Source organism: Stutzerimonas xanthomarina DSM 18231, assembly GCF_900129835.1.
In the GTDB taxonomy this organism is placed as follows: Bacteria; Pseudomonadota; Gammaproteobacteria; order Pseudomonadales; family Pseudomonadaceae; genus Stutzerimonas; species Stutzerimonas xanthomarina.
In genome coordinates, this window is record NZ_FQXA01000011.1 from 22,000 (window position 1) to 47,054 (window position 25,055).

Below are 25,055 nucleotides of genomic sequence, written 5' to 3' on the forward strand. Positions count from 1 at the left end.
CAGTCCCAGCCGCTACTGCCCAACCCCCAACATAATCTTCCCAATGTGCTTGCTGCTCTCCATCAGCCGGTGCGCTTCGGCGGCTTCTTCGAGGGGGAAGGTGGCGTGGATGACGGGGTGGCAGAGGCCCTGGTCGAGCAGCGGCCAAACCTTGTCCTGCAGCGCCTTGGCGATGTCGGCTTTTTCCGCGCGGCTGCGGGGGCGCAGGGTGGAGCCGGTGAAGGTGAGGCGCTTGCGCATGATCGGTGCGGTGTCGAGTTCGACACGGCTGCCTTTGAGGAAGGCGATCTGCACCAGGCGGCCTTCCACAGCGAGGGATTTGATGTTGCGGGGGATGTAGTCGCCGCCGACCATGTCGAGGATGACGTTGACGCCGTTGCCGTCGGTGGCCTGTTTGAGCACCTCGACGAAGTCTTCTTCGTGGTAGTTGATCACCCGGTCCGCACCGGCACGCCGGCAGGCGTCGGCTTTTTCGCTGCTGCCAACCGTCGTGTAGACAGTGGCGCCGAATTGCTTGGCGAGCTGGATGGCGGTCAGACCGATGCCGCTGGAGCCGCCGTGCACCAGGAAGGCTTCGCCGGGTTGCAGGGCACCGCGCTCGAACACGTTGCTCCAGACGGTGAAGTAGGTTTCCGGCAGCGCCGCCGCTTCCAGCAATGACAGCCCGGCAGGCACTGGCAGGCAGTGTTCGGCTGGCGCCACGCAGTATTCGGCGTAGCCGCCGCCGGGGGTTAGGGCGCAGACCTGATCGCCGACTTTCCAGCCGCTGACGTCAGCGCCGAGCGCGACGATTTCGCCGGAGATTTCCAGGCCGAGCAGCGGCGAGGCGTCGGGTGGCGGCGGGTAGCTGCCGGAGCGCTGAAACACGTCCGGGCGATTGATGCCAGCGTAGGCCACCCGCACCAGGACGTCGTGCGGACCGGGCTCGGGCACCGGGCCTTCGGCCATCCGCAGGCATTCGGCGCCGCCGCCGGGGCGGTGATCGATATGACGCATGGTTTCTGCACTCATCAGTGTTTCTCCTTTCGTGGGGCCGGGGCCGTTGAGCGGCTGCGTTCGGTCCTGCTGAAACAGCCTGACGCTTGCTCGCCAGCTGCTCAGGGGTTCATGGCCGCATTGATTGAAATGGTCTGGTCGGTACACGGTAGTGCGCGTGCGCCACGGAGCCAACCTTGATTGCGCAAGGTGATCAATGCGCTTCGCTGAAACGCGGCGCCGAGGCTCTACGTTGGCCGGCGCAACTCAACCCATATGGCCGGAAAACGCCACTCCGTCGCTGCATTCAGCCTGCAGGTGTGCCGAGCATCTCGCCGACCTTGAGGGCGAAGGCATCGATGGCGAACGGCTTGGTCATCACGGCCATGTCCGGGCCGAGGATGTCGTTGGCCGCGAAGCTCTCGGCGTAACCGGTGGCGAAGAGCACTTTCAGGCCCGGGCGTTGCTGGCGAACGATTTCGGCCAGCTGCCGGCCGTTCATGCCGGGGAGGCCGACGTCGGAGACCATCAGGTCAATCCGCTGCTGGCTTTCGGTGATCAACAGCGCCTCGGAGGCTTCGCCGGCTTCCAGTGTCTCGTAGCCCAGGTCGTTGAGCACTTCGACCACCAGCGAGCGGACCACGGGTTCGTCCTCGACGACCAGAATGGTTTCGCCAGTGCCCTGCGGCGTGCGTTCAGGCTCAACCTCCTCAAGCGTGGTTTCGCCGCGGTGGACCGGCAGGTAGAGGTGCACGCTGGTGCCATCGAAGGGCCTAGACTCGATCTGTATGTAGCCTTTGACCTGTTTGATATAGCCGTAAACCATCGAGAGGCCGAGGCCGGTGCCCTGGCCGATCGGCTTGGTGGTGAAAAAGGGCTCGAAGGCGCGCTCGATCACTTCAGGCCTCATGCCGGTGCCGGTGTCGGTCACGCTAAGCAGAATGTATTCGCCCTCGGTCAGGCCACGCTTGGCCGGATCGGGCCGGTTGCCCATGACGAACGAAGACGTCGACACGGTGATATGACCGCCGTGAGGCATGGCATCGCGCGCATTGATGACGAGATTGATCATCGCGCTTTCCAGCTGGTTGGCATCCAGACAGGCAGGCAGCAGGCTGGTGCCGAGCTTGGTCTGCAGCGCGATATTTTCGCCGGTGGTGCGATTCAGCAGGTCCTCCAGCGAGATCACCAGCTGGTTCACGTCGACCGGTTGGAGGTGAAGGGTTTGCCTGCGCGAGAACGCCAGCAGCCGCTGGGTCAGCGCCGCAGCGCGCTGGGCGGAAGTGACCGCGGCGTCGATGTAGCGCTCGAGGTTTTGCTCGCCGCGCAGGTGGCGCCGCTGCATCAGGTCGAGACTGCCAATAATGCCGGTCAGCAGATTGTTGAAGTCGTGGGCGATACCGCCGGTGAGTTGACCAACGGCGTCCATCTTCTGCGCCTGACGCAGCGCTTCCTCGGTATGGCTGCGCTCAGCGACTTCTGCAGCCACACGGGCTTCAAGCTCTTCATTGAGCTGGCGCAGCCGGGTCTCGCTGATGCGCAGCGCGTCTTCGGCATGTCTGCGGGCGCTGATGTCGGTGCATGCACCGGCCATGTAGGCGAGTTCGTCGTGGGCATCGCGAAAGCCCTTGGCCTTGCAGGCCAGCCACTGTTCCGGGTCAGGCCGGGCCAGACGGAACTCGACGGTAACGTCGTGCACCTGGCTTCGGTTACCGAAAGCGAGGCTCACCTGCGAGCGGTCATCCGGGTGCACCTGCTCGATAAAGCGCTCGAAGGTATCGAGCGTTTGCCCCAGCGGCAGCTGAAGGATCTGTTCCAGCGCACGGTCGAGGTAGAGACTGCCGTCGCCCGGATACCAGTTGAAGGTGCCCGTACCGGAGGCCAGCAGCGCGGCGCGGAATCGCTCTTCGGAATGGCTCAGGATTGCCGCGTCCTGCATGAGTACCTGCTCGGTCACATCCTGAGTCTGGTGGATGATGCAGGTGACATTTCCCTGTTCGTCCAGCACCGGCACGTTGATCGGACTCCAGTAACGCACTTCGAAGCCACCTCCGTCGGACGCATGCCGGCGAATGTCGTATTTGGTGGTCGCCATCCGATCAGGCGCACGCGTCTGCAGCACGCGCTCCAGCGAGGCGCGCAGCACACCGGCGCCCGATCCTGCCGTTTCGTCCGGGTTGTTGCCGAAGACCTCGAAAATCGAACGGCCGATGCAATCCTCGCGGCTGATATTGGTGGCCCGCAGCCGCGCGTCACTCGCCGCCAGCATGATGAAATCCGGGTCGGCGGAGAGCACCAGATTGAGGTTGGGAAGGGCTTCGAAGATTGCCTTGAGGTCAAAGGGTTGTTTCATCAGGACGGTCGGGCCTTTTTGGTGGTTTTGGCGCCGGGCAGCGAGACTACCGACAGAGCCAAGTGGCGGCAGGGTTCCCATCACTGCATGTGACGGGCCTGAGCCGAGCCCGCGGGCCTGACGGACATCGCGCCGGGGCCGGCGATGCCTGGGGCATCACCGGCCCTGAGCCAGGCACAAGTCATTTGCTGTCTTCGCGCCTGGGCATCGGAATCGCAACGCTGCTTTCGATGCTGCCAGCGGTAGCATCGCCTTCCTTGTAGAAGGGCTCCAACTCGTCACGGGCCTGCGCCCAGTGCTCTTGCTCCTGGCCTTCGGGACGACCCTTGGCCTCCCAGATTTCGTGGGCGCGTTCGCGGACGCGCTGTTCGTCGGTCATGTCATTACCCTCGCTGTGCTGGCCGAAGCGCCGTTGCAAAGCGTCTCGGCTCGGTTCGGTGCTTTCACACCGGGTATCTAGCAGAGGCGAGTAGCGGGCGGATGGTTCCAGTGCAGAGGCGGGAAGCCGACGAAAGCCCTAGTTAAAGGGTCGGAATTCAGCCGCGAAACGCTGATGAAGGCTTGAAGAGTTCGGCCATCCGCTCGGCCAGAGCGCTGACCGAGAACGTCATGGCGCGCCTGGCTGCATCCAGTGCTTCGTCCACACGCAGCAGCAGGGCGAGGGCCGAATCGCTATCCCGCGGGTAGGGCGCAACGCTCACGGAGGAGGTGGTGCGCAGCGCGCCACAGGACATGTCCTGCAGCGTCGCGCACAGGCGTTCGGCGATCTGCCGTGGCTGGGCCTGATCGACGTCGCGAGGACGGCCACACCCTGCGGGCGTCCGTCAGCGATACGCGGGACCCGGTTGATGGGAGGCGTTCCATCACCCGCCGCGGCTCAGAGCACCGGTGACGCGGCGCTGACCACGCGCAGGGCAAGGCCTTCGTACGGGTCGAGGTTAAAGGTCATCTCGCCGTTTTCGGTCAGGTCGCCTTCGATGCTTTCGTGAATGATGTCGACCACCGGGCCGGGCGCGATGCCGGGCAGGACGACCGTTTCACTGATGGTCTCGGCGCTGAAGTTCAGCGCGGTGATCTGCACACCCTTGCCGGCCGGCAGTTCATGAACCATGACCAGCAACCCGGGCGCCTGAACGTCCGGAATCAGGATCTGCTTGCTCGCCGCGATGTCGTAGGCGCGGCGCACGCTGAGGATGCGCTTGAGCTGGCAGGCAAAAGAACCTCCGTTCTGCAGTTGCTCGACCAGGCTGCCATATAGCGAGCGCGCCCTGGGCAGGCCTTCGCTGGAGGTCTCGGCCTCGGGCGCGATATCGGCCAGGTCGTAGCCGCCGCGGTGCAGCCAGCGGGTGTCGCCTTCGGTCATCAGGTGCTCGACCTGCTCGGCTTCCAATGGCAGTGCACCGACCAGATCCCAGCCGGAGAGGGCGAACACGCCGGGCTGCATGGCGTTGAACATCACCAGCAGGATATGCAGGCGCTGGATCTGTTCGATGTCGGCTGCGGTGATGGTATTGAGGTCGCGGATGCCCAGCGCCGCCGTGATCACGCTGACGGTGGTGCAGGACACGCCGTTGGTGACGAACTTGAGGTTGTACGGCGCGTGCTCGCCGGTCAGGCGCTCGTACATCTCTTCACGGATGTGCTCACGGAGGATGCCGCCGGACAGGGTCTGGCCGTGGTAGTGGTAATGGTCGTAGGCGTGCAGCGTCCAGAAATGCACCAGCTCCAGGGTCAGCTCGTCGTGGTTCTGCATCGCATGGATGAGCGAGGCCGGATCGATGCCGAACGCGTGGACCTCGCGCAGCATCAGCCGCAGGAACTCGGTATCGCCGGTGACCAGGGCGTGGTGATAGGCCGGACGGGTGATGAAGTCGTAGGACAGGTCGGCGCCGCCGTGGGACATCGAGGCGATGTCGTCGATGGTCAGGTTCAGTTCCTGGAAGCTGAAACCTCCGGCCTTGCGGATCGCACCCGCGATGAGCTGGTTGCCGGTCACCGACAGCGGATGGCTTTCGGACCAGGCCGTACCTTCCGCGCGGCGCTCGATGCCGAGGAAGCCGTTGGCATCCAGACGCAGCACCCGCGCGCCGGAAACGTCGATGGCGTGGAGCGCATCGCCAATGATCAGCTGCTGGGCAGCGAAGGTCGGGTCGAGCCAGTTCAGCGACGGCTGGCCTTCTTTGAAGTAGTGCAGATAGACCCAGCGACGACGCTTGCCATCGACCCCGGTCACCACATTAGTCACGCTCCAGTCGGTGTCCTTGATGCCCGGCTCGAAGAAGATCACCCGCTGCAGCTGGCCGACGATGTAGTGCTTTTCCTTGAGCTGGTCGACCACCGGCGGCGGCAGGTTGATCGCATCGCGGCCCTTGGGAACATCCGGCAGCAGGGGCCAGTCTTCCTCATTGATCTCGACCATGTGGTAGAGGCCGGGGTAATCGCCGTAGGCCATTTCGGCGAGGCGAAAATCCGCGCCTTTGCCGGTGTGCGCCGGCACGATGTCGTCGATGACGATGGCGTTGTGCGCGGCCGCCATGCGGCTGAGCTGCTGCATCTCCGCCTCGGTGCCGAGGTTGGGGTCGATGTCGAAGCTGATGCGGTCGAAGTTGCCGTCAATGGTTGGTGTGTACTCGCGCCCGCGCAAACCGCCCGAACGCTTCATCGGGCCGTTGTGAATGCCCTGCACGCCAAGCTCGGACAGCGCACTCCAGAGACGATCATCCCCCAGCGCCTGCAGCACCGAGCCGCCTTCGGGCGTGATGATCGCGGCGGGGTAGGCGGTGAACCACACCGAGGAGATTGCGCTGGCATCACGCGGCCGCGCCTGGGCGTAAGGTCGCTGCCAGAGCCGCGCCTGGCCGGCATAGAGTCGGGCCCGTTCGCGGGCGGCGTGAAGCATGGACTGGCTTTCCAGCCACTCGATGTAGGTATTGTCTGGCGTGCTCATAACGACCTTCGATTCCCGTTGCGCTGAGGGCGAATGTAGTCGTTTGAGTCGACTGCCCCGGCATCGTTGCATCGAAAAGTCGCGCTGATGCCGGTTGCTCTACGCGGCGCCGAAGACGGGTAGCTCATGAGGCACCCGAGCGGCGCGCTTCATGAGCCCGCTCAACGCAACGTCCGCTAACGCGTTGCAACCGGCGGCTTCACCTCAGCCGCCAAACCCGGCGCGCAGCGGCAAAGCGCTTGCGTACCGCCTCGGTCAGCGCGTGCCGATCACCGTCGCCGCATCGCCCGGTTGGCCAGCAAGCTGACGCTGCGCCATCTTCTGCTGCTTATAGGCCAGAGCAGCCGGCGCGACGGGCGTCACCTTGCCGGTTTCCATCCACTTCTTCAGGCGGTTGGCGTCAGCCATGTGGGTGTACTTGCCAAAGGCGTCGAGCACGACAAAGGCCACCGGGCGCTTGTCCATCACCGTGCGCATCACCAGGCAATGGCCGGCCGCATTGGTGAAACCGGTCTTGGTCAGCTGGATGCTCCAGTCAGGCTTGCGCACCAGTGCGTTGGTATTGCGGAAACCCAGGGTGTAGTTGGGCTTGTGGAAGGCCACGGTCTTTTCGCTGGTGGTGCTGAACTGCTCAATCAGCGGGTAGGCCTGACTGGCCTTGAGCAGCTTGACCAGGTCATTGGCGCTGGAGACATTCTGCTCGGACAGACCGGTCGGCTCGACATAGCGTGTGTGGGTCATCCCCAGCGCCTTGGCCTTGGCGTTCATCGCCTGGATGAAAGCGCTGTAACCGCCCGGGTAATGGTGCGCCAGACTCGCGGCGGCGCGGTTCTCGGACGACATCAGGGTCAGCAGCAGCATTTCCCTGCGGCTGATTTCGCTGCCGATGCGCACACGCGAGTAGACGCCCTGCATCTCACGCGCATCGCGGATGGTGACCGACAGGCGCTGGTCGAGCGGCAGCTTGGCGTCCAGCGCCACCATTGCGGTCATCAGCTTGGTCACCGAGGCAATAGGCACGACCACGTCTGGATTGCTGGAATAGAGGATTTCGTTGGTCTTCAGGTCAACCAGCAGCGCGCTGCCGGACGCCAGTACCTGCTGAGCAGGGGCCTTGGCTGCGGCGGTGGAAACGGGAGATGACATGACGCTGCTGCAGGCGAGCAGCAATCCGAGAATGGAATGACGAAGCTTCAAGATGGACACCGATGAATTGGCAGTGAAAAAAGGCGCGCCGAAGCAGACGGACGCGGCGCGCATTATACGGAAAAGGCGAGCATAAACATGGCCGCGAGCCCTTATATTTCGGCGCTTCCAGCGGATCAGCCAGGCGCAGGGCCCCGACCGTTTCGCTCGTTTTGCTACCCGGACCGTTCAACGCAACGGACCCCGCTCAAAGCGTAGAACAAGATGCGCTGCGCTGCTGTCGAGTGTCGGGCTCGCCGCCCAAACCGTTATCGGCCGCGCGGCTTTTCGCCACAGCCGAGCCGACCAGCGGAACCCGGCTGCCTTCGGCAGGTCCCCTCATAGCAGTCTGGTGTTTTGATTGGGCACGGCCGAGCGCACCTTCACCGCTTCGCAGAGTCCAAACCGTACATTTCAAGGGAGAACACATATGTCCCGCTTTAGCCGCACGCCTACCACCCGCGACGAAATCGAGCGCGAAATCCACAACCTCATGGCTGCGCTCGATGACCTCAAGGACGACGCGTCGCGCGGGTCGCGTAGTCGTTTCAATGCGCTGCGCTCGCGCGCCGAGACGTTGTGGAACGACAACCGTTGGGACGAGCACTGCCACGACCTGTCCCGCCGCGGGCGCGATGCCGGGCGCATGGCCAAGGACTGCGCACGCGAGCATCCGCTGAGCACGGTTGCGTTGGCGGCTGGCGCGGTCGCGCTGATTGGCTATCTCGTCACCCGACGCTGATCCGGCTACACCGTCATGCTCAATGCTGAAACGCCCCGGCTCAAATTCGCTCTGTATGGGGCGCATTCGAGCCTCGGCAACGCGCTGCTCTGCGAGCTGCTGAGCCGACAGCACGAAGCTGTGACCCTGGTCAACGATCTCAACTCGATGACCGTTCGGCCCGGATTGCGCGCCAAGACCGGCGATCTGTTCGATGCGATCAGCGTCTCGCAGAGTGTGGCCGGGATGGATGCGGTGATCTGTCTGTATGACAGCCCCTCGCTGGCGACCGCTTCGGGCGGGGCCGCTGCAGGGCAACCACATGAGCTTTATCAGGCTGTAGATGCGCTGCTGTCCGGTTTGCCAAAGGTCGGCGTCGAGCGCCTGGTGCTGGTCGCAGACCTGTCCGCCAAGCGCGACGACCCGGGCGTCGCCGCCGCGCTGCAACGCGTTGCAGTGAATTCGTTGAAGTGGACCGTGGTGGATGCCGAAGCCGATGGCGATGATCTGTCGATCGAGGATTTCAGCGTGATCGACGATCTGGACCCCAGCGATCGACGTGTGCAGCTACGGCGTATCGCGGCGGGAATCGTCGATGAGCTGGAAACACCGCAGCACCTGCACGAGCAAATTCACTTCCGTATCTGAGCGGCCCTCAAGCGCCGAGCTGGCTGCGCAGCTGCGTCAGCATCGGGCCGGATTCCGGTCGTACCCCGCGCCACAACTCGAACGCCGCCGCTGCCTGTTCGACCAGCATGCCGAGCCCATCGCGAGACGTTGCGCCACGTTCAGCCGCCCATTGGCAGAAAGGCGTCGGCTTCGCGCCGTACATCATGTCGTAGCAGAAAGTGACGCCCGGCTCGATCAGGCCATCGGCCAACGGCGGCAGCTCGCCGCCGAGGCTGGCCGATGTGCCATTGATGATCACATCGAACGGGCCATGCAGCTGCTCGAAAGCGCTGGCACTCACAGCCCCCAGTTCGGCAAATTCGCCGGCCAGCTGTTCGGCCTTGGCCAGGGTGCGGTTGGCGATGACCAGCGCGGCAGGGCGCTGCGCCAGCAGGGGCTCGAGCACGCCGCGCACCGCCCCCCCAGCACCCAACAGCAGAATCCGCTTGCCTTGCAGGCTGGCGCCGGCGTTATCCAGCAGATCGCGGACCAGACCGATGCCGTCGGTGTTGTCGCCGAGCAGGCGACCGTCTTCGAGCTTCGTCAAGGTGTTCACCGCCCCGGCACGTTGGGCGCGCTCGCTCAGCTGGTCGGCAAGGCGAAACGCCTGTTCCTTGAACGGCACGGTGACATTGGCGCCCAGACCCGTCTCGAAAAAGCCTTTGGCAAAGCCAGGAAAGTCTTCCAGCGGCGCCAGCAAGGGCTCGTAACTGAGCACCTGCCCGGTCTGTTCGGCAAACAGACGGTGGATCTGGGGCGACTTGCTGTGCCCGATGGGGTTACCAAAGACGCCGTAGCGGTCCATCAACAGTTACTCCGCTTCCAATATGTTTTTAACCCGTCACGCGTGGCCTGACCGACGCAACGCCTGAGTAAGTCGTGTCAGCGCTGCTCGCCCAGCCAGTCACGATCCTGCAGGAAGTACTCGGTCAGCCGCGCCTCGGGTGTGCCGGGCTCGGGATGCTTGTCGTAACCCCAGCGCACCAGCGGCGGCAGCGACATCAGGATCGACTCGGTGCGTCCACCTGACTGCAGACCGAACAGGGTGCCGCGGTCGTAGACCAGGTTGTATTCGACATAGCGACCGCGGCGCAGCTCCTGGAATTCCCGCTCGCGCTCACCGAAGGGCATCGCCTTGCGACGCTGGACAATGGGCAGGTAAGCGTCGATGTAGGCATCGCCCACTGCCCGCATGAAGGCGAAGCTGGTGTCGAAATCCCATTCGTTCAGGTCGTCGAAGAACAGCCCGCCGACCCCGCGCGGCTCGTTGCGGTGCTTGATGTGGAAATACCGATCACACCATTCCTTGTAGCGCGGATACACATCCGCGCCGAAGGGCGCACAGGCATCGCGGGCCACGCGGTGCCAGTGGATGCAGTCTTCCTCGTTGCCGTAATAGGGCGTCAGGTCGAAACCGCCGCCGAACCACCAGACCGGCTCTTCGCCTTCCTTTTCGGCAATGAAGAACCGCACGTTGGCATGCGAGGTTGGCACGTAGGGGTTCTCCGGATGGATTACCAGCGACACGCCGAGCGCCTCGAAGCCGCGGCCGGCCAGTTCCGGACGATGGGCACTGGCCGAAGGCGGCAGGCCGCTGCCATGCACGTGGGAAAAGTTGACGCCAGCCTTTTCGATCAGCGCACCGTTTTCGATGACCCGGGTCCGACCACCACCGCCTGCGGGGCGCGTCCAGGCATCCTCGACGAAGCGCGCGCCGCCGTCTTCGGCTTCGAAGGCGGCGCAGATACGGTCCTGCAGGTCGAGCAGGTAGGCTTTGACGGCTTCGGTACGCTCGTTCACGAATTCACCTTGGCAAGTGGGCTGCGCCGCCGCCGAGCGTGGGCTCAAAGCGGTAACGCTAGAAAGAAGGCCGGCAAGCATATCACCGGGCCAATTGACGGACGCGCCCAGGAAGCGTTGGATAGGCTCCTTTGCTTTTGCCAGGAGTCGATATGTCGCAGCGCATCCAGTTCAGTCAGCACGGTGGTCCCGAGGTTCTCGAACAAGTAGACGTGCCCGTCACAGCGCCGGGGGCCGGCGAAGTTCGGGTGCGTAACCATGCGATCGGGCTGAATTTCATCGATACCTATTTCCGCAGCGGCCTCTATGTACCGCCGAGCCTGCCGTCCGGCCTGGGTGCCGAAGGTGCGGGTGAAGTCGAGGCCGTTGGCGAGGGCGTCAGCGGATTTCAGGTTGGCGACCGCGTCGCCTATGGCACCGGCCCATTGGGCGCCTATGGCCAGCATCACACCTTGCCGGCGCGGCACCTGGTGAAACTGCCGGACGCCATCAGCTACGAGCAGGCCGCCGCCGTAATGCTCAAGGGCCTGACCACGCAGTATCTGCTGCGCCAGACTCACGCGTTGCAGGCCGGCGAAATCGTGCTGTTCCATGCCGCAGCCGGTGGTGTTGGTTCGATCGCCTGCCAGTGGGCCAAGGCCATCGGCGCGAAACTGATCGGTGTCGTCGGCTCGACGGACAAGGCCGAACGGGCCAAGGCGCTGGGTGCCTGGGCGACCATCGACCGCACCCGCGAGGACGTTGTCCAGCGCGTGCTGGAACTCACCGAGGGTAAGAAATGCCCGGTGGTCTACGACTCGGTGGGCAAAAGCAGCTGGGAGATCTCGCTGGATTGCGTCGCACCACGCGGCCTGCTGGTCAGCTTCGGCAATGCCTCAGGCGCCGTCACCGGAGTGAACCTCGGAGTGCTGGCGCAGAAGGGCTCGCTGTATGTCACCCGACCGACGCTCGCCGGCTACGCGGACACCGCCGAGCGCCTGCAGGCGATGGCGAGCGAACTGTTCGAGATGATTGCCAGCGGCAAGATCAAGGTCGAGATCGACCAGCGCTACCCGCTTGCCGAGGCGGCCGAGGCGCAGCGCCAGCTGGCCGCAGGCAAGACGACCGGTTCGACCATCCTCCTGCCCTGAGCCAGCAGACGTATATGCCCTGACGCCCAGCGGCGTCAGGAGGCGCGAATGACCTCGCCGTTGCGTATGTCGCGAATGGTGGAGGGGTGTTTACGTCCGCCGAGGCTGCCGCCAAGCACGCCGTCAAGCTCACCTGGGAAGTACTGCTCGACGCGCAGACGCGAGCGCGCAGATGGTCGGCCGGCAGGGTTGGCTGAGGTGGACACCAATGGGCCGGTCAAGGCGCAAAGCCTGGCCATCAGCGGGTGATCGGTCACACGCAGCGCCACGCTGTCGTGTTCGCCGGTGATCCAGTCAGGCAGACGGTCGCGGTGCGGGACCAGCCAGGTATTCGGCCCCGGCCAGCTGCCAACCAAGCGGTCCAGCCAGCGCTCAGGCAGATCATCCAGCAGAAATTCGAACTGCTCGATGCAATCGGCGACGAGGATCAGGCCTTTCTCAACCGGCCGTTCCTTGAGGGCGAGCAACCGATGCACCGCATCGCTGTCCCAGGGATCGCAGCCCAGCCCCCACACCGCCTCGGTCGGATAAGCGATCACTCCGCCACGTCTGACGACCCACGCCGCCTGTTGCACTCGCCAATTGCCAACCATTGCCACCTCCGCTGAGACTGATCGGCGAAGTGTACCCAAGCGCTTATAGCAGCACAGCAGCCCTCAACCCGCGCAGGCGGACCAGCGGCCGTTCTCGCAAGCGACCAGTCCTTCGATTTCCAGCTCGGTGAGTTCGGCGAGGATGTGTGACAAAGGCTGATTGACGGCGCCGGCCAGCGCCTCGCTGCTCATAGGCGCGGCATGTAGCTGGGCGATCAGTGGGTGGGGTGGCTCGGATCGTTGCGCTTCAGCTGTGACCGGCGTTAGCTGCCAGCCGCGCAAGGCTTGCAATACGTCCTCGACACTTTCCACCAGCGCCGCGCCCTGGCGGATCAGTTGATGGCAGCCGCGGGCGCCTGGATGGTGGATCGATCCAGGAATCGCATAGACCTCACGGCCCTGCTCGGCAGCCAGGCGGGCGGTGATCAGCGAGCCGCTCGAAGGGCTCGCCTCAACCACCAGCACACCCAATGACAAGCCACTGATAATTCGATTGCGGCGAGGGAAGTTGGCGGCCTGCGGCGGGCAATCGAGCGGTAACTCGGATACCAGCGCACCACCACCCTCAACGATGCGCGCAGCCAGTCCCAGATGGCGACGTGGATAGAGGCACTGCAGCCCTGTACCCAGCACGGCGATCGTCTTGCCGCTTACATCCAGCGCGCCCTGATGAGCTGCACCATCAATACCCAGCGCAAGCCCGCTGGTAATCACGAAACCGCCGCGAGCCAGGCTGCGAGCAAAAGCAGTGGCGTTATCCAGCCCCGGCCGAGAGGCACGCCGGCTGCCGACCATGGCCAGCTGCGGTCGCTCCAGCAGGCCTGAGTCACCTTCAATGAACAGCAGCGGCGGGGCGTCTGGCAGTTCTTCCAGCAACCCGGGGTACGCCGGGTCATCCCACATCAACGCATGGTGCCCCGGCTCCTCCAGCCAGGCCAGGCTAGCCGCAGCTCGCTCACGTATGGCCGGGCTGCGCCGGGCTTCGGCGCAACTGGCCGGCAAGCCCAGCGAGCGCCACGCGGAGGCTGGCGCACTGAGTGCTGAGGACGCATCGGGAAAGGCACTGAGTAGTTTATGCAGGCGACGCGGGCCTAGCTCCGGCAATACATGCAGGCGCAGGCGTGCTTCCAGTTCGGCAGGGGAAATCGAGGGCATACGAACAGTCCTTGTCTCGTCGCAGCGCATCCATGCGGTGCTGTTCAGCTAGAAATGACAAGCCCCGCGATGCGGGGCTTGGAGTATCAAGGGTTGCGGATCTTATCCATCACCGACAGCGAGCGAGTCGCCTGCAGGACCAGACCATAGCTGAGCTTGTCATAGGTGCGGAACACCATCAGCAGGCCCGAACGCTCGTCCGGGATCTTGACGTTTTCACCGGTAACCCGGTCGCGCACGGTTTCGCCGGTCTTGTACACGGCCAGCACATTGCCCACTTTAAGCCCGTCACGCGCGCCCCGGTTCAGGGTCACCACATCGAACTGGCCGATCTGGGTCACGCCACGCGGCACGTCGAGGATCACGCCGTTGACTTCACCTTCCGGCTCGCTCGGCATGAAGGTCGAATTCACTGCACGCTCTTCGCTGGGGAACAGGCGGTCGCCGATGCGCGCTTCCTGGGTGACGCGCGTGAGCATCATGGTGGCGATGTCGCCCTCCATGTCGAGAAGCTCGGCGGTGCCTACGTCATCGGCATTGATGCCAAGAAACTCCTCGCTCTCAGGGTCAACATAGGTCTTGCCCTGACGGAAGATGCCGTAGACTGCGATGTCGTCCTGGAACTCGCCGCGGCCGTAGACGCGGTCGCCAGAACCACTGATCACGCGCTCGGCGTTGCCGGCGACGATGTAGGGCGCGGCCTCGAATTCAGCAGCGCTGTCGACAATACGGTTGCTCAGCAGGAAGCTGTTGATGGCTCCCAGCGGGATGGTGCTGATCGCCTCGGCCATGGGCGTTGTACGGATGGTGGGGGAGAGCTTGATCGTGCCGCGCGAGGCGCCACGGTTGAGCATGAGTCGCGGCTGGCCGTCGATGTAGACCAGGCTGAGGCTGTCGCCCGGATAGATCAGATGCGGGTTTTCCACCTGCGGGTTCGCATGCCAGAGCTCCGGCCATTTCCAGGGCTCGCTGAGGAAGCGACCGGAAATGTCCCAGAGTGTGTCGCCTTTCACTACGGTGTATTGCTCAGGATGGCCATCCTTCAGCTCCACAGCGGCCTGCGCCATGCCGCCAACCGCCACCAACAGCAGGGCGAGTAGTGATTTCCTCATGTGGTGAATCCCTTTATGATGTGCCTTCACGTAAAGCGCCCTAGCGCCGCAGAAACCCTTGTGGAAAGCGGCGTTAAGCCGTTTACAAGCTGCTCGGCATCTTAGCAGCGGCTTTTGACTTTATTCCATAAGTGCATCACAAACGCATATGGCAATCCTGAACATCCTAGAATTTCCCGATCCGCGCCTGCGCACCATTGCCAAACCGGTGGACGTGGTCGACGACGGCATTCGTCAGCTCATCGACGACATGTTCGAGACCATGTACGACGCGCCCGGCATCGGCTTGGCCGCGACCCAGGTCAACGTGCACAAGCGGGTCGTGGTGATGGATCTGTCCGAGGACAAATCCGAGCCGCGGGTCTTCATCAATCCCGAGTTCGAGTTCCTCACCGACGAGATGGAGCAGTACCAGGAAGGTTGCCTGTCAGTCCCCGGCTTCTACGAAAACGTCGACCGCCCTCAGAAAGTGAAGATCAAGGCGCTGGACCGCGATGGCCAGCCTTACGAACTCATCGCTGAAGGCCTGCTTGCCGTGTGCATCCAGCACGAGTGCGATCACCTCAACGGCAAGCTGTTCGTCGACTACCTGTCCAACCTCAAGCGCGACCGGATCAAGAAGAAGCTGGAAAAGCTTCACCGTCAGCAGGCTTGATCTCCCACTCCAAAGGCTTGCAGCAGCAAGCCTTTTTTATTGATGAGTCTTCTATGCGCATCGTTTTCGCCGGCACGCCGGAATTCGCCGCTCAGCATCTACAAGCCCTGCTCGACGCCAAGCGTCAGGTCGTGGCGGTGTATACGCAGCCGGATCGCCCGGCAGGTCGTGGTCAGAAACTGATGCCCAGCCCGGTCAAGCAGCTGGCGCTGCAGCATGAGATTCCTGTGTATCAGCCACAGTCGCTACGCGACCCGGCTGCCCAGGCAGAGCTGGCCGACTTGCAGGCAGACCTCATGGTCGTGGTCGCCTATGGCTTGATTCTGCCGCAGGCCGTGCTGGACATGCCGCGCCTGGGCTGCATCAACAGCCATGCCTCGTTGCTGCCACGTTGGCGTGGCGCAGCGCCGATTCAGCGGGCTATCGAAGCGGGTGATGCCGAGTCCGGTGTCACCGTCATGCAAATGGAAGCAGGGCTGGATACCGGGCCGATGCTGCTCAAGGTCAGCACGCCGATTACCCGTGAGGATACGGGCGGCACCCTGCATGATCGCTTGGCCGAGCTCGGCTCGCATGCAGTGGTCGAAGCAGTAGCGGCGCTGGAAGCAGGCACACTGAAGGGCGAGTTTCAGGACGACAATCTGGCCACCTATGCCCACAAGCTGAACAAGGACGAAGCACGGCTCGACTGGAAGCGACCGGCGGTTGAGCTTGAGCGGCTGGTGCGGGCATTCAACCCTTGGCCGACCTGCCACAGCAGCCTCGATGGCGCTGCGGTGAAGATTCACGCTGCGCGCGCATCCACAGGGCAGGGCGCGCCTGGGCAGATCATCGACGCAAGCAAGGACGGCCTGGAAGTCGCTTGTGGCGCGGGTTCGTTGGTGCTCATGCGCCTGCAACTCCCTGGCGGTAAGGCGCTGGCTGTCAGCGACCTGTTCAATAGTCGCCGTGAACAGTTCGCCGTCGGCAAGGTGTTCGAATAATGTCGATGAATCCGCGCCTCGCCGCAGCACGCGCACTGGCCGTGGTGCTGTCCGGCAAGGCCTCGCTGAACAGCAGCCTGCCCGACGTACTGGCCAAGGTGGATGCGCGTGATCGAGGCCTGACCCAGGAACTGGCGTTCGGCACTGCCCGTTGGCAGCCGCGTCTGTCAGGCCTTGCTGAGCGCCTGTTGCAGAAGCCGTTCAAGGCAGCGGACCGCGATGTCGAAGCCTTGCTGCTGGTCGGCCTGTACCAGCTGTTCTACACCCGGATTCCGCCGCATGCCGCCATTGGCGAAACCGTAGGCTGCGCAGAGAAGCTGAAGAAGCCCTGGGCGAAAGGCCTGCTCAACGCGGTGCTGCGCAATGCCCAGCGTGACGGCGAAGCGCTGTTCGCCGAGCTCGAACGCGATCCGGTGATTCGCTTCGCCCACCCGCGCTGGCTGCAGAAATCGCTCAAGGCGCATTGGCCGGAGCACTGGGAAGCAATCTGCACGGCGAACAACCTGCATCCCCCGATGATGCTGCGGGTTAACCATCGCCAGGTCGAGCGCGATGCCTACCTCGCAGAGCTGCAGGACGCAGGCATCGAAGCCTTTGCGTGCAGCCACAGCAGAGACGGCATCCGACTCGCTGCGGCTTGCGACGTCACTCAGCTGCCGGGTTTTGCCGAGGGGCGCATCAGCGTCCAGGACGAAGCGGCACAACTCGCTGCGGGACTGCTCGACCTCGCCCCCGGTCAACGGGTGCTGGATGCCTGCTGCGCGCCGGGCGGCAAGACCTGCCATATCCTGGAACGCGAGCCAGCGCTGGCTGAAGTCATCGCGCTGGATCTCGAGCCCAAGCGGCTGCAGCGGGTGCGGGAAAACCTCGACCGCCTGCAGCTGAACGCCACGCTGGTGGCCGCTGATGCCCGTGCCACGGATCAGTGGTGGGACGGCCAACCGTTTCAGCGCATCCTGCTGGACGCCCCGTGTTCGGCGACCGGCGTGATCCGCCGCCACCCCGACATCAAACTGGCCCGCCAGGCTGACGACATCGCACCGCTGGCGACCTTGCAAGGCGAGATGCTCGACGCACTCTGGCCGACGCTGGCGGTTGGGGGCGTACTGCTGTATGCCACCTGTTCGGTGCTTCCAACGGAGAATCGCAACGTGATCGAGGCCTTCCTGGCGCGCATGCCAGGCGCCCGTGAGCTGGATCTGCCGAGCGGTTTTGGCATCGAACAGTCTCATGGACGTCAGCTGTTTCCGCAGGAGAATGGCCACGACGGCTTCTACTACGCCAAACTGATAAAAATCGCCGCTCAATCGCCCACGAACATTTCGACATAGGACCGCATCCATTTAGGTGAGATGGGTCCAGCGAGGCAGTGCGGACTGGGTTGCGGTGGGCTAAAGCCCACCCTACGGCTGACAAGCTCCATTCGCAGCGCCGGTGCGTACGGAGAAAGAGGGGCTTCAGCCCACCGACAGACGCCGGCATCATCCCGTCACGGTGAGCTAATTCACTACGGATTTTGTGGACGACAAGCTTGGCCAATCAAGGCGGCGAAAACCGTTTTTCAGGAGCAACTTCGTGAAGATCATCATTCTCGGTGCAGGGCAGGTAGGCGGAACGCTTGCCGAAAACCTCGCGAGTGAAGCGAACGACATCACCGTTGTGGACACCGACGCCGATCGCCTGCGTGATCTCGGCGATCGACTGGACATTCGCACCGTGGTCGGACGCGGCTCGTTTCCCACCGTGCTACGCCAGGCCGGCGCGGATGATGCCGACATGCTGGTCGCGGTGACCAACAGCGACGAAACCAACATGGTCGCCTGTCAGGTCGCCTACACCCTGTTTCATACGCCGACCAAAATCGCCCGGGTTCGCGAGTCGGTGTATCTCACCCGTTCCGGCCTGTTCAGCAACGAAGCGATTCCGGTCGACGTGTTGATCAGCCCCGAACAGGTGGTGACCAACTACATCAAGCGTCTGATCGAGCACCCTGGCTCGCTGCAGGTGATCGACTTCGCCGGCGGCAAGGCCCAGCTGGTCGCCGTTCGGGCCTACTATGGTGGACCGCTGGTGGGTCAGGAACTCCGCCAGATCCGCAAGCACATGCCCAACGTCGATACGCGCGTGGCGGCCATTTTCCGCCGCAACCAGGCGATCCTCCCTCAGGGCGACACCGTGATCGAGGCCGACGATGAGGTCTTCTTTATCGCGGCGCGTGGGCATATCCGCGCGGTCATGAGCGAGATGCGCCGGCTCGATGACAACTACAAGCGCATCGTCATCGCCGGTGGCGGGCACATCGGCGAGCGTCTGGCCGAAGCCATCGAAAGCCGTTATCAGGTCAAGATCATCGAGATGAATCCGGCACGCTGCCGCTACCTCTCCGACACCCTCGACAGCACCATCATCCTGCAGGGCAGCGCCTCTGATCGCGACCTGCTGGTGGAGGAGAATATCAACGACGCCGACGTGTTTCTTGCGCTGACCAACGATGACGAGGCCAACATCATGTCCTCGCTGCTGGCCAAGCGCCTCGGTGCGCGCAAGGTGATGTGCATCATCAACAACCCGGCCTATGTCGACCTGGTCCAGGGTGGCGAGATCGACATTGCCATCAGCCCGCAGCTTGCCACGATCGGTACGCTGCTGACCCACGTGCGCCGCGGCGATATCGTCAGCGCTCACTCCTTGCGACGGGGTGCAGCCGAAGCCATCGAAGTGATCGCCCACGGTGACTCGCGTTCGAGCAAGGTCGTTGGCCGGGCCATCGGCAAGATTGCATTGCCGCCCGGTACTAGCATCGGCGCAGTGATCCGTGACGAAGAGGTGTTGATTGCGCATGACAACACGGTGATCGAGTCAGGCGATCACGTGATTCTGTTTCTCGTCGACAAGAAGCATATCCGCGATGTGGAGCGGCTGTTCCAGGCGGGGCTTACGTTCTTCTGACGGTCAGTTACTTTGCGCTGACCGCTCGGCCTGTACTCGCAGGCCGAGCGGTAGCATGTCGAGATTCGTTAAGCCGTCACCGTCCGCTGGCCTGGGAAGAGGCGCACGATCGCGTTCAGCAGCATGCCGTAGAGCGGAACGAACAACGCCAGGCTGATGATCAGCTTGATGACGTAATCGACGCTGGCAATCTCCACCCAGTTCGCCGCCATGAAGGGGTCGTCGCTGTGCCAGAAGGCAATGGAGAAGAACAGAAAGGTATCCAGCAGGTTGCCGAAGATGGTCGAAGCGCTCGGCGCGATCCACCACTGGCGCAAGCGTCGCAGCCGGTCGAATACCTGGATGTCGAGGATCTGGCCGAACGCATAGCCGAGGAAGCTGGCCACCGCAATGCGGAACACGAACAGATTGAATTCTCCCAGGGCCGAGAACCCAGCGAACGCACCCTGGTGAAACAGCACCGAGACCACGTAGGAGGCGACCAGCGCTGGAATCATCACCTGGGCGATGACCCGGCGCGCCGGACCCTTGCCGAGCAAGCGCACGGTCAGGTCAGTGGCGAGAAAGATGAACGGGAAACTGAACGCGCCCCAGGTGGTGTGCCAGCCGAACAGGGTGATCGGCAGCTGCACCAGATAGTTGCTGGCGATGATGATGACGATGTGGAACGCGATCAGACCGGCCAAAGTGGCTCGGCGGACCGATGAAGGGAGCTGCAACATGGTATTTCCTTTTTGAAGTGATGGGGTTAGGGAACCCATTGCCGTGCCGACATGGCCCGAGCGGGGCGCATTCTAGTGGCATTTCAACCTGGCGGATAGCGTGCCCGGTCGGAATGCCTTGAACGGCTGGTCGCTCTGCCGAGGCTAACCAGCCGACGCGACCCGTCTTCACGGCCGCCCTCGATAGATATCCGGCGGCTAGCGAGCACCGCGAAACGCGTGGATTTCCGGGTACTGCTCAAACACGTCTCGTATGCTTGCCAGCCCCGTGCGCAAGCGCTGGTCGCTGCACTCGGCGCCGATGCACAGACGCATCGCCCTGGGCCTCTGGCTACCAGGCGGAAGGAAGGGATCTGGCAGGGTCAATGCGATCCCGCGCGCGCGCAATTCGTGCTGCAGGGCGTCGAGTTCCCAATGTTCGGGAACGTTTAACCAGGCACTGAGCGAAGCCGGGTGGCTGCCGCGCAGGTAATCACCCAGCTCGGCGGTCACCGCTGCCTGCCGGCCAGCAATCAACTCGCGCTGCAGGCCTACCAATTCGCTGGCACGGCCGCGCTCGATCCAGCGCGTCGCGATCTCACCGAGCAGCGGCGCTGTCATCCAGCTGTTCACCCTGAAGATGCTCTCGGTACGCAACGCCAACCGCCGAGGCATCACCAAATAGCCGAGGCGCAAGCCGGTCAGCACGGACTTGGTCAGGCTGGTGCAGTAGAACGACAGTTCCGGCAGGTAGTGGCTGAGTGGCGGCGCTGCTCGAGCGGCACCGAGCAAGGGGCCATAGACGTCATCTTCGATAACGTAGACGCCATAGCGGCGCGCGATCTCGGCGATTTCCCGTCGACGCCCGTCGGGCATCAGGCTGCTGGTGGGGTTGTTCAGGTTTGGGGTACAGACCAGCGCGGTAACCCTTTCGTTGGCGCAGATATCCTCGAAATGCTCCGGGTCGAGACCATCGTGATCAGCCTCCAAGCCCTGCAGTTTGAAGCCGAGCACCTGAGCGGTGCCGATCACGCCGTGATCCGTACAGCTTTCACACAGCACCAGGTCGTCTGGGCCGGCCAGCGACGCGAGCGCAAGGAAGATAGCCTGAGAGGCGCCATTGGTTAGCAGCAGATCCCGCGGCGCGACCTTGAGCCCCAGCTCGGCGAGCCATTGCGCGCCGGCCTCACGGTGATGTTCGAAGCCGGCGATTGGCCGGCAGGCATGTATCCATGGCTGCTCGTGTTCGGCGGCCAGTTCCTCGCAAGCCTGCCGCCAGTAGCGGTCATGGCGCTCGTTGCGGACGATGCGAACCGTCGAGAAATCGAGCAGCGAATGTTCGCCGCGATCAAGCATGGAAGTGGCGACCCGCTCGCTGATGCGCCGGCTGACAAAGCTGCCGCGCCCGACTTCGCAACGCACCCAGCCCTGGCGCTCCAGCTCTTTGTAGGCGTTGGTCACCGTCTGCACGCTGATATCCAGCTGCTCGGCCAGCAGCCGCTGCGTCGGCAGGCGTTGGCCATCCCGCAGCTCACCGCGCTCGATGTCGGTCGCGATGGCAGTTACCAGCAGCTTGTACTTTGACCCACCGCCATGCGCGGCGAGCAAGGCCTCTTTCCAATCGGACATGACGTCTACCTCTGTCGAGCCGACAGGATCGGCTGAAGCGCACCACCAAGCAATTGTCCTAGTGCAATCCTAGGAGGAAAACCGCTTTTGCTATGCTCAGGCAGCGAAACGCGGCGCACCTCTCGCAGAAGAAGGGGCCTAAAGCCGCGTGGAGGCAGGGAATGCCCTGTCCTGATGCTCTTGAAGCTGCCCTAGAACTGCAGGCTCCGGCCCGCGAACCATAAAAAAGCACAGGAGAATTCACGATGAATCGCGCACGTCCTTTCCATTTCGGCAAGCTTCTGCTGGCCTCCGCAGTGTTCACCAGTCTTTCCCTTGGCGGTCTGGCCCACGCCGACACCCTTGATGACATCAAGGCCGAGAGCAGCGTCCGTATTGGCTATGCCAACGAGACCCCCTTTGCCTACACTGCCACCGACGGCAGCGTGACCGGCGAATCCCCTGAGATCGTCGAGAAAATCTTCCAGCAGATGGGCATCGAAACCATCAAACCCGTGCTTACGGAATGGGGCTCGCTGATTCCCGGCCTGCGCGCCAGCCGTTTCGACCTGATCGCAGCCGGCATGTACATCACGCCCGAGCGCTGCAAGCAGGTTCTGTTTACTGATCCGCACTACCAGCTGCAGGATACGCTGCTGGTCAAGGCCGGCAACCCCAAGCAATTGCAGAGCTACGAAGACATCGCCAAGGATGAGTCGATCAAACTTGCCATCATGTCCGGCACCGTCAATCTCAATTACGCACGCAAGGCCGGCATCAAGGATTCCCAGATCGTCCAGGTTCCCGACACCACCTCGCAACTGCAGGCCGTACGCACTGGCCGCGCCGATGCTGCAGTGGGCACTCAGTTGACCATGCGTGGGCTGGCGGAGAAGGCCGGGGATCAGGTCGAGGCGACGGATGACTTCAAAGACGACCCGGCCAACACCGGTTATGGCGCGCTGGCGTTCCGCCCGGAAGACAAGGCGCTGCGTGACGCAGTCAACGCCGAGCTGAAGAAATGGCTTGGCAGCGAGGAGCATCTCAAAACCGTCGAGCCCTTCGGCTTCGACCGCTCGAACATCACCGATAAGACCGCTGAGGAACTCTGCAGCGCCTGATCCACTGGCGCATGAACAAGGAACCGGCGCGGGCTTTTTGAGCCCCTGCCGGGCTCCCACGTGAATAGCCTTCAGATAGCTCTACCCCTTCTCTCCGGCTCCGTCGCAACACTGCGATGCGACCACTTTCGACTGGCCTGTTGCCCGTCGCGTAACGCTACCCGGCGCCACGATCGGCCCTCCCACGCAGCCAAGCCTGACGGGCGACCTGCTCCTATCGCCGCGCCGCTAACCGGAAATCCACGATGAACGAACTACTCCCACTCATGCTAGAGGGAGCCTGGGTGACCGTGAAGATCACCTTTTTTGGCTCGCTGCTGGCGATACTCGCCGCACTGATCGGCGCCCTAGGCCGCCTTTCTCCGATCAAGCCGCTGCGCTGGGCGGCCATCGCTTATATCGAAGTGTTCCGCGGCAGCTCGTTGCTGGTGCAGCTGTTCTGGCTCTATTTTGTGCTGCCGATGCCCCCGTTCAACATTGCCATGAGCGCATTCAATGTCGCGGTGATCGGCCTCGGCCTGAACATCGGCGCCTACGGTGCCGAGGTGCTTCGCGGCGCGATCCGCTCAGTGCATGAAGGGCAGTACGAAGCCTGTCAGGCGCTGAACATGACCGCCGGTCAGCGCCTGCGCAGGGTCATCCTGCCGCAAGCGCTGCTGGCGGCAATCCCGCCCGGTACCAACCTGCTGATCGAGTTACTGAAAAACACGTCGCTGGTGTCGCTGATCACCTTGTCGGACCTGGCGTTCCGGGCTCGTCAGCTTGATCAGGCAACCCTGATGACACTGGAAATCTTCGGTCTGGCGCTGGTGATGTATTTCGTGCTCGCGCAGATCATCAACTTCTCCATGCGCACCCTAGAGCGGCGTCTGGCGCGCGGCCGCATGCGAGGGGGCATGTCATGAACTTCTTCGATTGGAACTTCGCCTGGGAGATTTTGCCCAGACTGCTCGATGCCTCACTGAAAACCATCGGCATCACCATTGCCGGGTTTTCCATCGCCATCGTGTTGGGCCTGTTCCTGGCGGTGGCACGACGCAGCCGGCATCGCTGGTTGTCCTGGCCGATGACCGGCTTGATCGAGTTCATCCGCAGCACACCGCTGCTGATTCAGGTGTATTTCCTGTTCTTCGTGTTGCCCAACTACGGTTTCAACCTGTCCGCGCTGCAAGCTGGGATCATCGGCATCGCACTGCACTACGCCTGCTACACGGCCGAGGTCTACCGCGCCGGACTCGACGCGGTACCGCGCGCGCAATGGGAGGCGGTGACGGCGCTGAACATGAAACCGCTCAACGCCTACCGCAAAGTAATCTTGCCGCAGGCGCTGCGACCCATCCTGCCAGCGCTGGGCAACTACATGATCTCGATGCTCAAAGACACGCCCGTGCTCTCCGCCATCACCGTGGTGGAAATCATGCAGCGGGCCAAGAACATCGGCTCGGAACACTTCCGTTACCTGGAGCCGATCACCATGGTCGGCCTGTTCTTCCTTATTCTCAGTCTCGGCCTCGCCTGGTTCGTTCGCCGACTGGAAAACCGAATGGAGCTTGCCCGATGAACGCATCGATGCCTGCCGGCGACACACAAAACCTAGCCAGCACCGCCAACGAGCCAGAGCTGATGGTGCAGTTTCGCGATGTGAGCAAACACTTCGGTGATCTGACCGTACTCAACCATCTCAACCTGGATGTCCGAACGGGCGAGAAGGTGGCGATCATCGGACCCAGTGGATCGGGTAAGTCCACGCTTTTACGGGCGCTGATGACCCTGGAAGATATCGACGAAGGCGTGATCATGGTTGATGACCAGCCGCTGACCCACATGCCGGATGCCGGTGGCAATCTGGTTCGCGCCAACGCACGGCATCTGCGTCGCGTCCGCGGCAAGGTGGGTATGGTGTTCCAGAGCTTCAACCTATTCCCGCACATGAGCACCCGGCAGAATGTGATGGAAGCACCGGTGCAGGTACTAGGGCTGTCGAAAAAGGAAGCCCGCGAGCGTGCCGAAGAGCTGCTGGCCATGGTCGGGCTGGAAGACAAACTCGACCATTATCCTTCGCAACTGTCCGGCGGCCAGCAACAGCGCGTCGCCATTGCCCGTGCCTTGGCGATGCGGCCCAAGGTGATGCTGTTCGACGAGGTGACATCAGCGCTGGATCCAGAGCTCTGCGGCGAAGTGCTCAATGTCATCCGCAGACTGGGCGATGCGCACAGCCTGACGATGCTAATGGTGACCCATCAGATGGGTTTCGCTCGGGAATTCGCAGATCGCGTGTGCTTCTTCAATGAAGGACGAATCCACGAGCAGGGCACCCCGGACGAGCTGTTCGGCAACCCTCAGGAAACCCGCACACAGGAGTTTCTCAGTGCGGTAACCCAGGCGAGCTAGGCTAGAG

Annotated in this window: 24 protein-coding genes; 11 read left to right on the forward strand and 13 right to left on the reverse strand. The window is 63.1% G+C overall.

The genetic code is table 11. The features are described 5' to 3' along the window. Positions 1-12 precede the first annotated feature (12 nt). The 6 genes from BUE09_RS19585 to pbpG all read right to left on the reverse strand — a co-directional run bounded on the left by BUE09_RS19585 (position 13) and on the right by pbpG (position 7,472). Positions 13-1,011: an NAD(P)H-quinone oxidoreductase gene (locus BUE09_RS19585; protein ID WP_073303752.1), complete on the reverse strand. Its 999-nt coding sequence runs from the start codon at positions 1,009-1,011 to the stop codon at positions 13-15. Between the two features lie 271 nt (positions 1,012-1,282). After that, positions 1,283-3,328 (reverse strand): hybrid sensor histidine kinase/response regulator, encoded by a 2,046-nt coding sequence (locus tag BUE09_RS19590; protein WP_073303754.1) that lies wholly within the window; start codon positions 3,326-3,328, stop codon positions 1,283-1,285. 181 nt (positions 3,329-3,509) lie between these two features. Then, a complete protein-coding gene (locus BUE09_RS19595) occupies positions 3,510-3,707 on the reverse strand; it encodes a DUF2934 domain-containing protein (protein WP_073303829.1) in 198 nt (65 codons plus the stop codon). A gap of 157 nt (positions 3,708-3,864) precedes the next feature. Beyond that, positions 3,865-4,062: a hypothetical protein gene (locus BUE09_RS20530; protein ID WP_197675241.1), complete on the reverse strand. Its 198-nt coding sequence runs from the start codon at positions 4,060-4,062 to the stop codon at positions 3,865-3,867. A 143-nt stretch (positions 4,063-4,205) separates the two neighbouring features. Then, positions 4,206-6,275 (reverse strand): maltose alpha-D-glucosyltransferase, encoded by a 2,070-nt coding sequence (gene treS, locus BUE09_RS19605; protein WP_073303757.1) that lies wholly within the window; start codon positions 6,273-6,275, stop codon positions 4,206-4,208. Between the two features lie 255 nt (positions 6,276-6,530). After that, positions 6,531-7,472, reverse strand: a complete 942-nt coding sequence (gene pbpG, locus BUE09_RS19610) for a D-alanyl-D-alanine endopeptidase (protein ID WP_073303832.1) — start codon at positions 7,470-7,472, stop codon at positions 6,531-6,533. A gap of 418 nt (positions 7,473-7,890) precedes the next feature. Between pbpG and BUE09_RS19615 the strand changes: the two genes are divergently transcribed. Together BUE09_RS19615 and BUE09_RS19620 are read left to right on the forward strand one after the other, a co-directional pair. Further along, on the forward strand, positions 7,891-8,202 hold the full coding sequence (locus tag BUE09_RS19615) for a glycine zipper domain-containing protein (RefSeq protein ID WP_019341475.1): 312 nt from the start codon (positions 7,891-7,893) through the stop codon (positions 8,200-8,202). Between the two features lie 15 nt (positions 8,203-8,217). Further along, positions 8,218-8,829, forward strand: coding sequence for an NAD(P)-dependent oxidoreductase (locus BUE09_RS19620; RefSeq protein WP_073303759.1), 612 nt, complete (start codon positions 8,218-8,220; stop codon positions 8,827-8,829). Between the two features lie 7 nt (positions 8,830-8,836). Here BUE09_RS19620 and aroE read toward each other — a convergent pair whose 3' ends face one another. Both aroE and hemF read right to left on the reverse strand, forming a co-directional pair. Further along, positions 8,837-9,655, reverse strand: coding sequence for a shikimate dehydrogenase (gene aroE, locus BUE09_RS19625; protein WP_073303762.1), 819 nt, complete (start codon positions 9,653-9,655; stop codon positions 8,837-8,839). Positions 9,656-9,732: 77 nt separating this feature from the next. After that, positions 9,733-10,650: an oxygen-dependent coproporphyrinogen oxidase gene (gene hemF, locus BUE09_RS19630; RefSeq protein ID WP_073303765.1), complete on the reverse strand. Its 918-nt coding sequence runs from the start codon at positions 10,648-10,650 to the stop codon at positions 9,733-9,735. A gap of 152 nt (positions 10,651-10,802) precedes the next feature. On the opposite strand from hemF, the gene BUE09_RS19635 reads away from it, so the two are divergent. Beyond that, entirely contained in the window at positions 10,803-11,780 is a 978-nt protein-coding gene (locus BUE09_RS19635) for a quinone oxidoreductase family protein (RefSeq protein ID WP_073303768.1), read from the forward strand. Positions 11,781-11,815: 35 nt separating this feature from the next. Here BUE09_RS19635 and tsaC read toward each other — a convergent pair whose 3' ends face one another. The 3 genes from tsaC to BUE09_RS19650 form a co-directional block, all read right to left on the reverse strand. Then, a complete protein-coding gene (gene tsaC / locus BUE09_RS19640) occupies positions 11,816-12,373 on the reverse strand; it encodes an L-threonylcarbamoyladenylate synthase type 1 TsaC (RefSeq protein ID WP_073303771.1) in 558 nt (185 codons plus the stop codon). Positions 12,374-12,436: 63 nt separating this feature from the next. Next, complete coding sequence (gene dprA, locus BUE09_RS19645; protein ID WP_073303774.1) at positions 12,437-13,528, reverse strand: DNA-processing protein DprA; 1,092 nt, start codon at positions 13,526-13,528, stop codon at positions 12,437-12,439. Between the two features lie 86 nt (positions 13,529-13,614). Further along, positions 13,615-14,640 (reverse strand): LysM peptidoglycan-binding domain-containing protein, encoded by a 1,026-nt coding sequence (locus BUE09_RS19650; protein ID WP_073303777.1) that lies wholly within the window; start codon positions 14,638-14,640, stop codon positions 13,615-13,617. A 148-nt stretch (positions 14,641-14,788) separates the two neighbouring features. Between BUE09_RS19650 and def the strand changes: the two genes are divergently transcribed. From def to trkA, 4 genes are all read left to right on the forward strand, one after another. Then, the gene (def, locus tag BUE09_RS19655) at positions 14,789-15,295 is read left to right on the forward strand and encodes a peptide deformylase (protein WP_073303780.1); all 507 of its coding nucleotides are present in this window, start codon (positions 14,789-14,791) and stop codon (positions 15,293-15,295) included. Positions 15,296-15,348: 53 nt separating this feature from the next. After that, a complete protein-coding gene (gene fmt, locus BUE09_RS19660; RefSeq protein ID WP_073303783.1) occupies positions 15,349-16,278 on the forward strand; it encodes a methionyl-tRNA formyltransferase in 930 nt (309 codons plus the stop codon). A gap of 5 nt (positions 16,279-16,283) precedes the next feature. Continuing rightward, positions 16,284-17,609: a 16S rRNA (cytosine(967)-C(5))-methyltransferase RsmB gene (rsmB, locus tag BUE09_RS19665; RefSeq protein ID WP_073303835.1), complete on the forward strand. Its 1,326-nt coding sequence runs from the start codon at positions 16,284-16,286 to the stop codon at positions 17,607-17,609. A gap of 244 nt (positions 17,610-17,853) precedes the next feature. After that, positions 17,854-19,227, forward strand: coding sequence for a Trk system potassium transporter TrkA (gene trkA, locus BUE09_RS19670; protein WP_025239774.1), 1,374 nt, complete (start codon positions 17,854-17,856; stop codon positions 19,225-19,227). Positions 19,228-19,295: 68 nt separating this feature from the next. Here the strand turns inward: trkA and BUE09_RS19675 are convergent, their stop codons facing one another. Both BUE09_RS19675 and ehuR read right to left on the reverse strand, forming a co-directional pair. Next, positions 19,296-19,949 carry a 7-cyano-7-deazaguanine/7-aminomethyl-7-deazaguanine transporter gene (locus BUE09_RS19675; protein ID WP_073303786.1) on the reverse strand — a complete coding sequence of 218 codons (654 nt, stop codon included), beginning with the start codon at positions 19,947-19,949 and terminating at the stop codon, positions 19,296-19,298. A 198-nt stretch (positions 19,950-20,147) separates the two neighbouring features. Beyond that, complete coding sequence (ehuR, locus tag BUE09_RS19680; RefSeq protein WP_073303789.1) at positions 20,148-21,557, reverse strand: MocR-like ectoine utilization transcription factor EhuR; 1,410 nt, start codon at positions 21,555-21,557, stop codon at positions 20,148-20,150. 245 nt (positions 21,558-21,802) lie between these two features. Between ehuR and ehuB the strand changes: the two genes are divergently transcribed. The 4 genes from ehuB (at position 21,803) to ehuA (ending at position 25,048) form a co-directional block, all read left to right on the forward strand. Next, positions 21,803-22,657: an ectoine/hydroxyectoine ABC transporter substrate-binding protein EhuB gene (ehuB, locus tag BUE09_RS19685; RefSeq protein ID WP_073303792.1), complete on the forward strand. Its 855-nt coding sequence runs from the start codon at positions 21,803-21,805 to the stop codon at positions 22,655-22,657. A gap of 245 nt (positions 22,658-22,902) precedes the next feature. Beyond that, positions 22,903-23,562 (forward strand): ectoine/hydroxyectoine ABC transporter permease subunit EhuC, encoded by a 660-nt coding sequence (ehuC, locus tag BUE09_RS19690; RefSeq protein WP_073303795.1) that lies wholly within the window; start codon positions 22,903-22,905, stop codon positions 23,560-23,562. Beyond that, the gene (gene ehuD, locus BUE09_RS19695) at positions 23,559-24,218 is read left to right on the forward strand and encodes an ectoine/hydroxyectoine ABC transporter permease subunit EhuD (protein ID WP_019341491.1); all 660 of its coding nucleotides are present in this window, start codon (positions 23,559-23,561) and stop codon (positions 24,216-24,218) included. Before ehuC ends, ehuD begins: the two co-directional genes overlap by 4 nt. Next, the gene (gene ehuA / locus BUE09_RS19700; RefSeq protein ID WP_073303798.1) at positions 24,215-25,048 is read left to right on the forward strand and encodes an ectoine/hydroxyectoine ABC transporter ATP-binding protein EhuA; all 834 of its coding nucleotides are present in this window, start codon (positions 24,215-24,217) and stop codon (positions 25,046-25,048) included. Before ehuD ends, ehuA begins: the two co-directional genes overlap by 4 nt. Positions 25,049-25,055 lie beyond the last annotated feature (7 nt).